We start from the raw sequence: 12,359 nt of genomic DNA, 5'->3' as shown, positions 1-12,359 counted from the left end.
GCCTCAGAGGGTGCTGACCACCTCGGCGTAGTCGAGCCGGGGCAGCCGCTCCCGCCAGGCGTCCGGCGCCGGCCGGCCGATGTTCATGAGCAGCAGCACCCGGTGCCGGCCGTCCGGGAAGAACTCCCGCTCCACCCCGGCCGTGTCGAACCCGGCCATCGGGCCGGCGGCCAGCCCGGCGGCGCGCACCCCGACCAGCAGGTAGCCGATCTGCAGCGCGGCGTTGAGCCGGGCCTGGGCCTCCCGGCCGGCCGGGTCGCCGGTGAACCAGTCCCGCGCGCCGGGCCGGTGCGGGAACAGCTCGGGCAGCCGGTCGTGCCAGTCCACGTCGGCGGCGAGCACCGCGGTCAGCGGCGCGCCCGCCGTCTTGTCCCGGTTGCCGGAGCTGAGGTACGGCAGCAGCCGGGCCCGGGCCGGCGCCGAGCGCAGCAGCAGCACCCGCAGCGGCTGGGCGTTCATGGCGGTCGGGCCGTTGCGGACCAGGTCGTGGATGGCCCGGACCTGCTCCTCGTCGACCGGTTCGTCGGTGAACGCGTTGGCCGTGCGGGCCGCCCGGAACAGCAGGTCCTGGGCGGCCCGGTCGAGCGCGAGCAGCGCGGTCGCGGGTGCGTTCACCACGTCTCCGGCCAGGCCCCGAGGGTGGTGGTGTATCCGCCGCGGTGGTGCACCAGCGGGTCGCCGTCCTCGCCGGCACCGAGCGCCAGGGGCTCGGCGAGCACGAGGGTGTGGTCGCCGGCCTCGATCCGGCGGACCACCCGGCAGAGGAGCACGGCCAGGGCGTCGCCGATCAGCGGCACCCCGAGCGGTCCGGTCTCCCAGCCGGGGTGGGCGGCGAACCGGTCGATCCCGCTGGTGGCGAAGATCTTCGCGACCTCCTGCTGCCCGGAGGCGAGCAGGTGCACGGCCACGTGCTCGGCGTGGGCCACGGTCGGCCAGCTCGACGACTCCCGGCCCAGGCAGAACGACACCAGCGGCGGGTCCAGCGACACCGAGGTGAACGAGGTGGCGGTGAATCCGGCCGGGGGCAGCGCCGGCAGGCGGCGGCCGCGGTGCAGGCCGGGGGTGGTGACCACGGTGACCGTGGAGGCCTGCCGCCGCAGCAGTCCGCGGAACGTGCCGGTGTCGACCGGACGCAGCTCGACGGTGCCGGCCCCGGGCCGGTCCACGGTGGTCACGCGCCCACCAGCTCGCGGTCGGCCCAGGTGCTGGCCGGGCGGGGCAGGCCGTAGTGCTCGCGCAGGGTCCGGCCGGTGTACTCGTGCCGGAACAGGCCGCGCCGGCGCAGCAGCGGTACGACGTGGTCCACGAAGGCCTCCAGTCCGTGGGGCAGCAGGGGTGGCATGACGTTGAAGCCGTCGGCGGCGCCCTGGGTGAACCAGAGCTCGATCTGGTCGGCGATCTGCTCGGGGGTGCCGGCGACGACGCGGTGCCCGCGACCGCCGCCGAGCCGGCCGATGAGCTGCCGGATGGTGAGCTTCTCCCGCCGGGCCAGGTCGACGACGAGCTGGTAGCGGCTCTGGTGCGACTGCACCGCGGTGACGTCGGGCAGGTCGGGCAGCGGCCCGTCCAGCGGCAGGCCGGTGAGATCGAGACCGGTCATGCCGGAGAGCTGGGCGAGGGCGTGCTCGGGCACGATGAGCGCCTCCAGTTCGTCGGCGAGGGCACGGGCCTCGGACTCCGTACCCCCGATCACCGGCGCGATACCGGGCAGCACCTTGACCCCGTCGGGGTCGCGGCCGGCGGCGGCCGTCGCCCGCCGCAGCTCGGCGTAGAACGCCTGACCGTCGGCGATGGTCTGCTGGGCGGTGAACACGGCCTCGGCGTAGCGGGCGGCGAACGCGATGCCGTCGGCGGACGAGCCGGCCTGGACCAGCAGCGGCCGGCCCTGCGGCGGCCGGGGGGTGTTCAGCGGGCCGTGCACCTGGAAACGGTCGCCCCGGTGCGCGATCTCGTGCACCCGGTCGGTGTCGGCGAAGACGCCGGCCGCGGTGTCGAGGACCAGCGCGTCGTCCTCCCAGCTGTCCCAGAGCTTGATCGCCACGTCGACGAACTCGGCGGCCCGGCGGTACCGCTCGGCGTGCGCCGGGTGGTCGGCGAGGTTGAAGTTGCGGGCCTCCCGGGCCTGCGCCGAGGTGACGATGTTCCAGCCGGCCCGGCCGCCGCTGAGGTGGTCCAGCGAGGCGAACTTGCGGGCCAGGTTGAACGGCTCGTTGTAGGTGGTGGAGGCGGTGGCGATCAGGCCGATGTGCTCGGTGACCGTGGCCAGCGCGGCGAGCAGGGTGAGCGGCTCGAAGACGGCCTGGATGTTGTGCCGGACGGCCGGTCCGACGGCGAGCCCGTCGGCGAGGAACACCGAGTCGAGGGTGCCCCGCTCGGCGATCCGGGCCAGTTCCTGGAAGTGCCGGACGTCGGCGACCCGGCGCGGGTCGGTGCGCGGGTGCCGCCAGGCCGCCTCGTGGTGGCCGACGCCCATCAGGAACGCGTTGAGGTGCAGGGTTCGGGACATGGGGGGTCCTCTCAGGCGGTGACGTCGACGCGCCAGGTGGAGAAGCGGCGTTCCCCGGCGACGAGGAGCTGGTTGACGACCAGGCCGATGGCGGAGATCGTGATGATCCCGGCGTACATGTCGGGGATCGCGAAGTTGTACTGCGCGTAGTTGATGAGGTAGCCGAGACCGGCCTTGGCGCCGACCATCTCGGCGGCGACCAGCACGAGGATCGAGTACGCCCCGGCGAGCCGGACGCCGGTGAAGATGGTCGGCACGGCCGCCGGCAGGATCACCTTCTGGAACAGGCGCAGGTGGTTGAGCCCCATCGAGCGGGCCGAGCGGACCAGCAGCGGGTCCACCCCCTTGACCCCGGCGATGGTGTTCAGCAGGATCGGCCAGGAGCAGGCGTAGACCACCAGGGCGATCTTGGAGGTCTCGCCCAGGCCGAGGATGAGCACGAAGACCGGCAGCAGCGCCAGCGCGGCGGTGTTGCGGAACACCTCCAGCAGCGGGCTGAGCAGGTCGGCGAGCGGCCGGTACCAGCCGATCAGCAGGCCCAGCGGGATGGCGGCGGCCACCGCCAGGGCCAGCCCGGTGAGCGAGCGGGTCAGGCTCGCGCCGACGTGGTCGGCGAGCTGCCCGGTGCGCAGCAGCGTCCACCAGGCGGTGAGCACCTCGGACAGCGGCGGCAGGAAGACCCGGTCGACCAGCCCGGCCCGGGGTGCGGTCTCCCAGACCGCGGCCAGGGTCAGCAGCGCGACGCTGCGGTGCAGGGCCCGGCCGCCGAACCCGAGCAGCCGCCCGGGCAGGGTGGGCGCGGCGGCCGCCGGGGTCCCGGCGGTCCGGGCCGCCGGTGTCGGGGGCTGCGCGGGACGGCCCGCCGCCCCCGCGGGCCGTTCGGCGATGTCAACCAACGCGGGCCTCCTCCCGTACGGCGGACTGGGCGGCACGCACCTCGTCGCGCAGCAGCGTCCAGATCCGGTGCCGGTGGTGCCGGAACGCGTCGGAGGAGCGCAGGTCCTCCTCCGCCTCCCGGTCACCCAGTTCGATGTCGATGACCTCCTTGATCCGCCCGGGGCGGGAGGTCATCACGGCGACGCGCTGACCGAGGTGGACGGCCTCGTCGATGCCGTGGGTGATGAAGACGACCGTCTTGCCGGTGGCCTGCCAGATCCGGACCAGCTCGTCCTGGAGCGAGTCGCGGGTCTGCGCGTCGAGTGCCGCGAACGGCTCGTCCATGAGCAGCACGTCGGGGTCGTACGCGAGGCTGCGGGCGATGGCCACCCGCTGCTTCATGCCGCCGGAGAGCTCGTGCGGGTAGCGGTCGGCGAACCCGGCGAGCCCGACCAGGTCGAGGTGGTGGGCGATCAGGTCGGCGCGGTCGGCGCGCGGCACGCCCTTGGCCTCCAGTCCGAACGCGACGTTGCCGGCGGCGGTGCGCCAGGGCAGCAGCGCGTACTGCTGGAAGACGATGCCCCGGTCCAGGCCGGGCCCGGTGACCGGGCGGCCGTCGACCAGCACCTGCCCACCGGTGGGGGCGGAGAGCCCGCCCAGCAGGTCGAGCAGGGTGGACTTGCCGCAGCCGCTGGGGCCGACGACGACCAGGAACTCGCCGGGGCGTACGCCGAGGGTCAGCTCGTCGAGCGCGGTGACCGCGCCGCCGCTGCCCCGCCGGCCCGGGAAGACCTTCGTCACCCGATCGAAGAGGATCTTGTCGATGCTCACGCGCCACCCCCACCGGCGAACTCGTTGAACCTGTTCGTGTAGAGGTCGGCGGGCTTCGGCCGGTCGCCCTTCAGCTCGCCCGAGTCGGCCAGCCAGTCGATCCAGGTGCCGAACTCGCGATCGCTGATCACGCCGCCCGTGCCGGCGACGCCGGTGGACTTCCAGTACCGGACCAGCGACGGGTCCTCGTTGCGGCCGCGCTTCGCGATGATCGCCTCCAGCCGGGCCACGACGGTCTCCCGGGGCTGGGTGCGGGCCCACTCGATGGCCTTGCCCACCCCGCTGACGAAGGCCCGGACGGTTGCCGGGTTGCGCGTGATGAAGTCGTCCCGGAAGACGTAGCTGCCCCCGCTGAACGCGCCGAGCAGCTCGTAGTCGGTGAAGATGGTGCGGACGCCGCCTGCGGCGACCGCCTTGTCGCGGATGACGCCCCCGAGCACGGCGACGTCGATCTGCTTCTGCCGCAGCGACTGCTCGGTGTTGACCGGGGGCAGCGCGACCAGTTCGACCTTGGCGATCTCGGCGGGGCTCAGCCCGCCCTTGACGAGCCAGGTCTTGAGCACCGCCTCGGCGTGCGCGCCGAGGGTGTTCATGCCGACCTTCTTCCCGATCAGGTCGCGGGGACCGCGGATCGGGCTGTCGTCGAGAACGTAGTAGCCCTGGAAGGTCTGCGCGTCGGAGCCGTAGTACGCGACCACCGCGGTGATCGGCGCGTGCGCGGCCTGGAGCTTGACGATGGCGCCGTTGAAGGCGCCACCGAAGTCGGTCTGGCCGGTGGCGGTGGCCTGGATGTCGGCGGGGCCGCCGGTGACGTTGCCGATCCAGTCGAGCCTGACGTCGCCGAGGTAGCCGAGGTCGGCGGCGAGTTCGGGAAGGGTCACCTGGCCGACCGAGCCCTGGTAGCGCAGCTCGGTGGTCTGCTTGCCGCCGGCGGCGGCGTCGGCGCCGCAGCCCGCGGCGGCGGTGAGGGCGAGCAGGGTGACGGCGGCGGCGAGGGTACGCCGCGGCGACTGACGGGTCGAGGGCATGGAGAGGTCTCCTGATCTGTCCACGATGCGGTGGCGAGGGCCCGCGAGGGGCGCGAGAGCACGCCGCTGCCGGCCGGGCCACGGTGCGCCGGCGACGGGAGCGGACGAGCGGAGGAGATGTGACGACCGGAAGCGGTCAGCTCAACAGAGCGCGCTCGCGTGCCGGACCAGGTCGACGTGCACGCGAGCGGTGAGGAGAAGCTCGTCCCGCTGCGACATGACCTCATGCTGCCGACCGTTCTCCGCGCCGGTCAATGCCCTTCCACAGATTGAGACTTGCGTCGCTGGCTTTGTTACCACCCGTCACTACCAGCATTTACCGCCCCTTAACACCTACCCGTTGGATAGAGATTCTGACGGGTGGGGCAGGCACCGTCCAGACCGGATCGGAACGGGTTTCGCGAAACGCCGTTTCGGGCATGTTCGATCCCGCAGAGGCAGGGAGACGACGAGAGAGGAGCCCGGCGATGGGCATCGTGTTCCGCAAGCGGCAGAAGTACGGCCCGCTGATCTTGAACTTCACCGAGAACGGCTTCTCCTCCTGGAGCATCAAGATCGGTCGCTGGTCGTGGAACTCGCGGTCGCGCGCCCACCGCGTGGACCTGCCGGGGCCGCTCTCCTGGAAGCAGGACAAGACCCGGGCGTGACGTCCCGAGGTCGCGCGGGGTGCCGGTGGTTCACCGGCACCCCGCTCGGCGTCGGGCGGCCTTTCCCGTTCGGCCGACGGGATCCCCGCCACGACGGAGAATCGCGGAGTGGCGGAACAGTCCTTCCGGCGGGAGCGGCGGCGGGCCGCGGCGGCCGTCGCGCTGCTGCTGCTCGCCTACTTCGTGGTCCCCGTCGAGCCGGACCCGAACGGCCTGCGCCTCGCCCTGCGTTCCGCCGGCACCCTGATCCTGGTGCTCGTTGTCGCGTTCCTGGTCACCGGCCAGGTACGCCGCCAGCTCGCCGCCACCTCACCGACGGGTGACGCGGAGACCCGGGCGCTGATCCGGCTCGCCGTCGCCCTGATCGCCGGGCTGCTGGTCTTCGCCCTGGCCGACTACGTGGTGGCGAACAGCCGCCCGGCCGAGTTCAACGGCCTGCGCACCCGGATCGACGCGCTCTACTTCGCGCTCGCCACGCTCACCACGGTCGGTTACGGCGACGTCAACGCCGAGGGGCAGATCGCCCGCGTGGTGGTCTGCGCGCAGATGGTGTTCAGCATCGGGGTGATCGCCACCGGGGCGTCCATGGTGGTCAGGCAGATGACCCGGCGGCCCCGCCCGACGCGGCGCTGACCAGCACGTCCCCGCCGAGCCGGCCGTGTTCGGGGTCGCGGGACACCGCGCCGGCGGCGAGCAGCGAGGCGAGCGCCCGGTTGGCGTCGGCGGCCCGGTAGACCGTCGAGGTGGCGGCGAAGCGGCGCAGCTCGGTCACCGTACGCGGGCCCGAGCGGGCGAGTTCGGCCAGCAGTTCACGGCGCAGCGGGCCGGGTTCCGGGTCGAGGCTGATGTCGAGCAGCCGCCCCGCCGGATCGGCCGGGTCGCGGTAGCGCACCCCCGCGTACTCGTCGACCGCCCAGAGCGCGTCCTTGACCGCCTCCAGGCCGCGGTCGGAGCCGGTCGCGTAGCCGAACAGCCGGGCCGGCCCGCCGTCGGCCGGCACCAGCTCGACCTCGGTGACCAGCGGGAACCCGGCCCCGGTCAGCGCCGCGCGCAGCGACCGGCCGGGCGCGGTGACCAGCAGCACCTCGGCCGGGCGGCCGGACGCGGCGGCGGCCAGCAGGGCCGGGTCGGGCTCGCCGCCGTCGACCACGGTGAACAGCGGCGCGCCCGCCGCGCCGGCCGCCTTGAGCGCCACCGGCAGCCGGTCCGGCCGGCCGGGCACCACGTGCACGGCGACGTCCGCCGGCAGGGCGGCTTCGGCCGCGCCCAGCCGGGCCGGCAGCTCCGCGCCGCCGTCGGCGACCACGAGCACGGTCAGCCGCCGGCCGCGCAGCCGGTCGGCGAACTCGGCCACCACCCGCAGCGCGGCCTCCGCGCCACCGGCGTCGCTCCCGGCGTACGCGAGGGCGAGGGTGGCCCGCCGCGAACGGTGCAGCGCGGCGGGCAACCAGTGGTCGAGTTGCCGGACGAGCAGCTCGCGCAGGACGGCGTCGGTCGACATGCTGCCGTTCTACCGCATGGACGGTCAGGCCGGAACGGAGATCCCCACGCCGCCGCGGGTCTGACCGCCGTAGCGCTGCCGCTCGCGGTCGAGGTCGAGCGGGCCGATCCGCTTGCGGGCGGCGAGGGCCGCGTCGTCGAGCAGGTCGGCCGGGACGATCCAGACGATCTCGAACTCCAGCCCGTCGGGGTCGCGGCCGTAGAGGCTCTTGGTGGTCCCGTGGTCCGAGGCGCCCACCAGGGCGTCGGCGGCGGCCAGGCGCTCGGCGGTGGCGCCCAGCTCGTCCAGGGTGTCCAGCTCCCAGGCGAGGTGGTAGAGGCCGACGGTGGTCCGGCCGGCCGGGGAGGGACCGGCGGCCGCGCCGATCTCGAACAGCCCGAGGTCGTGGTCGTTGGTGGAGTCGGGGGCCTGGAGGAACGCGGCGCCGCGGAAGCCGTCCGGCGTCATCGACACCGGGCGGAAGCCGAGCACCTCGCGGTAGAAGGCGACGCTGCGGTCGAGGTCACGGACGTAGAGGACGGCGTGGTTGAGGCGGTGGATTCCCATGCCACCGACGGTAGCGCGGTTTTGTTGAGCGTTCAACGACTTGCGCTATGATGGCCGTCATGACCCGGTGGCTGGACCCCGACGAGCAGCGGACCTGGCGGGCGTTCCTCACCGCCTCCCGCGCGCTGATGGACACCCTCGACCGCGAGCTGCAACGCGACGCCGGGATGCCGCACGCCTACTACGAGATCCTGGTCCGGCTCTCCGAGGCCCCCGACCGGCGGCTGCGGATGAGCGACCTGGCCGACGCCACCGGCTCCTCCCGCAGCCGCCTCTCGCACGCCGCCGCCCGGCTGGAGGCCGCCGGGTGGATCCGCCGGGAGGAGTGCGCCACGGACCGGCGCGGCCAGCTCGCCGTCCTCACCGACGCCGGCTTCGCCACCCTGGCCGCCGCCGCACCCGGCCACGTCGCCGGGGTACGCCGGCACCTGTTCGACGCGCTCAGCCCGGCCCAGGTGGACCAGCTCCGGCGGATCAGCGAGACCCTCGCCGACCACCTGACCGGATCGCGACCAAACTGATCCACAGCGGGGGTTGTACTTACCGTCGTCGGATGAGCACGATGGGGCGTGTCCTCCGGCTTCGCTGACCTGACTGTCCAGGCGCACCACCTGGTGTCCGAAGGCGACCTCACCGGTGCCCAGCAACTGCTCGCCGACGCCCTGAGCGACGCCGATCCCCGCCCCGCCAACGCCTCCGCCGAGCTGGCCGAGGCCGCCGGCCTCCAGGCCCGGGTGCTCGTGGCGCTCGGCGAACCGCACTCCGCGCGCGGCTGGGCCGCGTTCGCGTACGCGGCGACCACCCGGCTGTTCGGGCGCTCCGACGAGCGCACGGTCACCGCCGCCGCGACCCTGGCCGCGGTGCTGCACCGGGTCGGCAGCGACGCCCGCGCCGCTCGGCTCTACTCCGACGTCATCATCGAGCTGACCGCCCGCGACGGGCCCGAGTCGCAGCGGGTGCTGGCCGCGCACGCCGACCTGGCCACGGTGGAGTACGCCCGCGGCCAGTGCGACGTGGCCCGCGACCGGTTGCAGGACGCCTGGGAGCTGCACCGGGAGGTCTACGGCGACGGCCACCCCAGCGGCATCAAGATGCTGGCCAAGCTCGGCGCCATGGAACGCGACTGCGGCCGCTACGCCGAGTCTCACGAACACCTGACCCTCGCCGAGGAGCTGTGCCGGGAGCACCTGGCCGCCGACGACCCGCTGGCCACCCAGGTCGCCGGGCTGGCCCGGGCCGCGGCCGACCCGGACCACGTCTGCGCGGCGGAGCCACCGCCCCGGGAGACCCCGGTGGTGCCGGCCGCCCGGGTCCCCCCGCCCGCCGAGGGGCCGCCCGACCTGCCGCCCTACCAGCCGCCGACGCTCGACGACCCGGTCGAGACGCCGCTCTACCGCCCGCCGGACCGGGCCGAGGGCCCGCACGTGCCGACGCCCCGCACCCCGCCCGAGGCGGACGACGACGCGTTCGCCGACTACCCGTGGCCGCCGGACGAGCCGGCCGACGAGCCCTGGCGGCCCGGGGAGAGCGCGCTGCCGCCGACCGTGGTCGGCCTGACCGACGCCGAGCCGGCGGGCGTACGCCGGGTGCCCCCGACCGCCGAGCCCGAGGCGCCGTCGCGCTACCTGCCGGTGCACGTGCCCCGGCCGCCCGCCGCCGAGCGCCGGAACACGCCGTGGCTGCCGCTCGTGGTGGCCGGGGTGGTGGTGGCGCTGCTGCTCGGCACCATCGCCGTGATCGCCGGGGTGTCCCGGGTGGACGGCGGGCGGGACGCCCCGGTGCCCGCGCCGACCGGGCAGGCCTCGTCGGCCGGTCCCACCGCCGACACGCCGACCGCCGCGCCGGCCGCCTCGCCCGGCACCCCACCCGGGCGGCTCACCCTGACCGACCGGCGGGACAGCATCGTGCTGAGCTGGACCTACCCGGCCGGAGCCGAGGGGCCCGTGGTGGTCGCCGGTGGCCGCTCCGGGCAGCCGCAGCGCACCTTCCTGACCCTGCCCGCCGGCTCCGTCGACTACATCGCCTACGGCCTCGACCGCACCACCGACTACTGCTTCACGGTCGCGCTGGTCTGGTCCACCGACAGCGTCGCGCGGACCGGCCCGGTCTGCACGAAACGGCGCCGCTGACCGTCGGTCCACCGCGGTTTGCGCCGTATCGGCGGTGGGCCCGCCGTGGGTCTGTGACGCTGTCGTCGTGGGCACCGGACCGGAGGGCGAAACCGTCGAGTTGAGAGTGCACGGGGTGTCCGGCGGGACCGCGGAGAAGATCCTCGACCACCCGATCGTGGACCGGGTCGCCGGGGACGGCCACGCCGGGTTCTACCGCCCCCGGCCCGGGGCCGGGCCGGCGGGCGGAGCCACCGCCGGGATCGCCGTCGAGGCGTACCGCTGGGGTGCGCTGACGGCCGGCGCCGCCGTGCGGACGGCCTCCATGCTGTTGCTCCTGCCGTTCATGCTGAGCAACCTCGCGCTCCGGCTGCGCCCGACACCGACCGACCGGTCCGCCCTGTTCGCGGTGCTGTGCCGGCTGCTGGCCGGAACCCTCACGGCCGCGTTCGTGCTCTCCGTCGTCGGGGTGACGCTGGACCTCGTCGCCTGGCAGTGCGTGCCCTACCACCGGTGCCGCGAAGGCCGCCCCTACCTGTCCTGGCTGCACGCCCTGCCGATGGGCCCCCGGCTGGCCCTGCTCGCGCTCGTCCCCCTGCTCGCGCTGCGCGTCATCTGGCGCCTGGGCGCCCGCTCGGCGCGGGCGTTCGAGGGGTTCGGCGCGCCACCGTCCCGCCCCCAGCCCTTCCGGGTCAACGAGAGCCTCAGCCTGCCGGGGTTCTGGGACGACGAGCGGACGCCGGCGTGGCTGCGGCGGATCCACGTGGCGATCGGCGCCGGCACGCTGGACGCCAGCCTGCTCGCCGGGATCTCCTCCGCGGAGGGCGTCGCCGGCCGCATCCTGTTCGTCGCCGCCCTCGGCCTGCTCGCCTGCTGCGCGGTGCTGCTCTGCCTGGCCGTGCCGGCCACCCCGCGGACGGTCCGCCGCGTGCTGCGCCCGTTGTCGGCAGCGACCGCCGCGGTGACCCTCCTGAGCCTCGGCTACGCCGCCCTGGCCCGCGACATCCGTCTGCTGCCCGGGCAGCTGCCCGGCTACGAGGGGACGGTCGGCGGCCTGATCGCGGCGCAGGGCCTCCTCCTGGTGGCGCTCGCGCTCGCCACGATCGCGCCCCGGGCGGCCGGCAGCCGGCCCTTCCTGGCCGGGCTCGGCATGCCGGTCGTGGCGGCGGCCTCGGTCACGGTCGCCGGCGCCCTCGCCGCCGCCCTGGTCTTCCGGGTCGCCGACTTCCTCGACCGCGCCTCCGTACCCGGCCCGATCCGGCCGGACCCGTCGGACGCCGCTCCCCTGGACCCGCCCGTCGCCTACTGGTGGGCCGCGCTGGCCGGCCTGGCCGCACTGGTGATCGCCACCGCCTCCGCCTCCCTCACGCTCCTGGTCACCCGGCGCCGGAGGCGGCGCCGCGCCACGCGGATCGTGGAGCGGGACTACCCGGACGTCCCGGCCCGGGAGACGCACCGGCGCGAGGAGGTCCGGGAGACCATCGCCAGATCCCGGGTGGCCGAGGAACTGGCGCCCATCCTGATCACGTTTCTCGTGATGTCCTCGCTGGGCCTGGCCACCATCGCGTTCGACGTGGTCGGCATCGGGCCCACCCAGCTCGTGGGCCGGCTCACCGCGGAACCGGAGCACGCGACCCTGCTGACCGCGTACGTCACCGACGGCGGGGTCTGGCTCATCAGCCTGCTCGTCATCGGCCTCATGATCCTCGCCTTCCGCTCCTACCGGTCGGCGCAGACGCGGCGCACCGTGGCCGCCCTGTGGGACCTCGGCGACTTCTGGCCCCGTACCGTCCACCCCTTCGCGCCACCCTGCTACGCCGCCCGGGCCGTGCCCGAACTCGCCAAGCGGGTCGCCGCGCTCGGCGCGCGCGGCACGGTGGTCATCTCGGGACACAGCCACGGCTCCGTCCTGGCCGCGGCCACGATCCTGCAGCTGCCGCCGGACGTCCTGCGCCGGGTGGCGCTGCTGACCCACGGGTCCCCGTTGAGCCGTCTCTACACGCGCCTCTACCCCGCCTACCTCGGCCCGCAGACGCTGTGCGACCTGGGCGACCGCCTCGACTGGCGGTGGCGCAACCTGTGGCGGGACACCGACCCGGTCGGCGGGCCCATCTTCCACCCGTCCCAGGGCGGGCCCGCGGCCTGCGAGGTGCCGGAGACGCGGTCCGTCGACGTCCGGCTCCGCGATCCGAGCAGCCTCACCATCGCTCCGGCGGACACCGTGCCACCACCGCTGGAACGGCACTGGCCGTACCACACCCGCACGGCGTACCAGGCCGCCGTGCGGGACCTGGCCGCCCGGATCGGCTGACGCCG

The 12,359-nt window shown here is 74.7% G+C and carries 14 protein-coding genes; 5 read left to right on the top strand and 9 right to left on the bottom strand.

Features of this window, described 5'->3' with window-relative positions:
• Nucleotides 1–3: 3 nt before the first annotated feature.
• From ACZ6PY_RS29850 to ACZ6PY_RS29820, 7 genes are all read right to left on the bottom strand, one after another.
• Entirely contained in the window at nucleotides 4–615 is a 612-nt protein-coding gene (locus ACZ6PY_RS29850; protein ID WP_466078449.1) for a malonic semialdehyde reductase, read from the bottom strand.
• The gene (locus ACZ6PY_RS29845; protein ID WP_466078446.1) at nucleotides 612–1,175 is read right to left on the bottom strand and encodes a flavin reductase family protein; all 564 of its coding nucleotides are present in this window, start codon (nucleotides 1,173–1,175) and stop codon (nucleotides 612–614) included. The genes ACZ6PY_RS29850 and ACZ6PY_RS29845 overlap by 4 nt, the downstream gene beginning before the upstream one ends.
• Entirely contained in the window at nucleotides 1,172–2,506 is a 1,335-nt protein-coding gene (locus ACZ6PY_RS29840) for an LLM class flavin-dependent oxidoreductase (RefSeq protein WP_466078443.1), read from the bottom strand. The genes ACZ6PY_RS29845 and ACZ6PY_RS29840 overlap by 4 nt, the downstream gene beginning before the upstream one ends.
• An 11-nt stretch (nucleotides 2,507–2,517) precedes the next feature.
• Complete coding sequence (locus ACZ6PY_RS29835) at nucleotides 2,518–3,402, bottom strand: ABC transporter permease (protein WP_466078440.1); 885 nt, start codon at nucleotides 3,400–3,402, stop codon at nucleotides 2,518–2,520.
• Nucleotides 3,395–4,213 (bottom strand): ABC transporter ATP-binding protein, encoded by an 819-nt coding sequence (locus tag ACZ6PY_RS29830; RefSeq protein ID WP_466078437.1) that lies wholly within the window; start codon nucleotides 4,211–4,213, stop codon nucleotides 3,395–3,397. Before ACZ6PY_RS29830 ends, ACZ6PY_RS29835 begins: the two co-directional genes overlap by 8 nt.
• Nucleotides 4,210–5,241, bottom strand: coding sequence for an ABC transporter substrate-binding protein (locus ACZ6PY_RS29825; protein WP_466078434.1), 1,032 nt, complete (start codon nucleotides 5,239–5,241; stop codon nucleotides 4,210–4,212). The genes ACZ6PY_RS29830 and ACZ6PY_RS29825 overlap by 4 nt, the downstream gene beginning before the upstream one ends.
• 141 nt (nucleotides 5,242–5,382) lie before the next feature.
• Entirely contained in the window at nucleotides 5,383–5,460 is a 78-nt protein-coding gene (locus tag ACZ6PY_RS29820; protein WP_349881247.1) for a putative leader peptide, read from the bottom strand.
• Nucleotides 5,461–5,708: 248 nt separating this feature from the next.
• Between ACZ6PY_RS29820 and ACZ6PY_RS29815 the strand changes: the two genes are divergently transcribed.
• Both ACZ6PY_RS29815 and ACZ6PY_RS29810 read left to right on the top strand, forming a co-directional pair.
• Nucleotides 5,709–5,888, top strand: coding sequence for a DUF4236 domain-containing protein (locus ACZ6PY_RS29815; RefSeq protein ID WP_151462021.1), 180 nt, complete (start codon nucleotides 5,709–5,711; stop codon nucleotides 5,886–5,888).
• A gap of 108 nt (nucleotides 5,889–5,996) precedes the next feature.
• On the top strand, nucleotides 5,997–6,521 hold the full coding sequence (locus tag ACZ6PY_RS29810; protein WP_466078431.1) for a potassium channel family protein: 525 nt from the start codon (nucleotides 5,997–5,999) through the stop codon (nucleotides 6,519–6,521).
• On the opposite strand, the gene ACZ6PY_RS29805 is transcribed toward ACZ6PY_RS29810, so the two are convergent.
• Entirely contained in the window at nucleotides 6,481–7,389 is a 909-nt protein-coding gene (locus ACZ6PY_RS29805; RefSeq protein WP_466078428.1) for a hypothetical protein, read from the bottom strand. The genes ACZ6PY_RS29810 and ACZ6PY_RS29805 overlap by 41 nt on opposite strands.
• A 24-nt stretch (nucleotides 7,390–7,413) precedes the next feature.
• On the bottom strand, nucleotides 7,414–7,935 hold the full coding sequence (locus ACZ6PY_RS29800; protein WP_466078425.1) for a VOC family protein: 522 nt from the start codon (nucleotides 7,933–7,935) through the stop codon (nucleotides 7,414–7,416).
• 50 nt (nucleotides 7,936–7,985) lie between these two features.
• On the opposite strand from ACZ6PY_RS29800, the gene ACZ6PY_RS29795 reads away from it, so the two are divergent.
• The 3 genes from ACZ6PY_RS29795 (at nucleotide 7,986) to ACZ6PY_RS29785 (ending at nucleotide 12,354) form a co-directional block, all read left to right on the top strand.
• Nucleotides 7,986–8,456: a MarR family winged helix-turn-helix transcriptional regulator gene (locus tag ACZ6PY_RS29795; protein WP_151462027.1), complete on the top strand. Its 471-nt coding sequence runs from the start codon at nucleotides 7,986–7,988 to the stop codon at nucleotides 8,454–8,456.
• A gap of 48 nt (nucleotides 8,457–8,504) precedes the next feature.
• Complete coding sequence (locus tag ACZ6PY_RS29790) at nucleotides 8,505–10,064, top strand: tetratricopeptide repeat protein (RefSeq protein WP_466078422.1); 1,560 nt, start codon at nucleotides 8,505–8,507, stop codon at nucleotides 10,062–10,064.
• Between the two features lie 67 nt (nucleotides 10,065–10,131).
• Nucleotides 10,132–12,354 carry a hypothetical protein gene (locus ACZ6PY_RS29785; protein WP_466078419.1) on the top strand — a complete coding sequence of 741 codons (2,223 nt, stop codon included), beginning with the start codon at nucleotides 10,132–10,134 and terminating at the stop codon, nucleotides 12,352–12,354.
• Nucleotides 12,355–12,359 lie beyond the last annotated feature (5 nt).

Source organism: Micromonospora sp. NPDC048907 (assembly GCF_055586885.1).
Note: the sequence above shows the minus strand (reverse complement) of the source record. Positions and strands in the feature narration are given on the sequence as shown.

Coding starts and splice junctions, on each gene's coding strand:
- ACZ6PY_RS29840 (WP_466078443.1), bottom strand. CDS start 2,506: ATGTCCCGAACCCTGCACCTCAACGCGTTCCTGATGGGCGTCGGCCAC.
- ACZ6PY_RS29825 (WP_466078434.1), bottom strand. CDS start 5,241: ATGCCCTCGACCCGTCAGTCGCCGCGGCGTACCCTCGCCGCCGCCGTC.
- ACZ6PY_RS29820 (WP_349881247.1), bottom strand. CDS start 5,460: ATGTCGCAGCGGGACGAGCTTCTCCTCACCGCTCGCGTGCACGTCGAC.
- ACZ6PY_RS29815 (WP_151462021.1), top strand. CDS start 5,709: ATGGGCATCGTGTTCCGCAAGCGGCAGAAGTACGGCCCGCTGATCTTG.
- ACZ6PY_RS29805 (WP_466078428.1), bottom strand. CDS start 7,389: ATGTCGACCGACGCCGTCCTGCGCGAGCTGCTCGTCCGGCAACTCGAC.
- ACZ6PY_RS29800 (WP_466078425.1), bottom strand. CDS start 7,935: ATGGGAATCCACCGCCTCAACCACGCCGTCCTCTACGTCCGTGACCTC.
- ACZ6PY_RS29795 (WP_151462027.1), top strand. CDS start 7,986: ATGGCCGTCATGACCCGGTGGCTGGACCCCGACGAGCAGCGGACCTGG.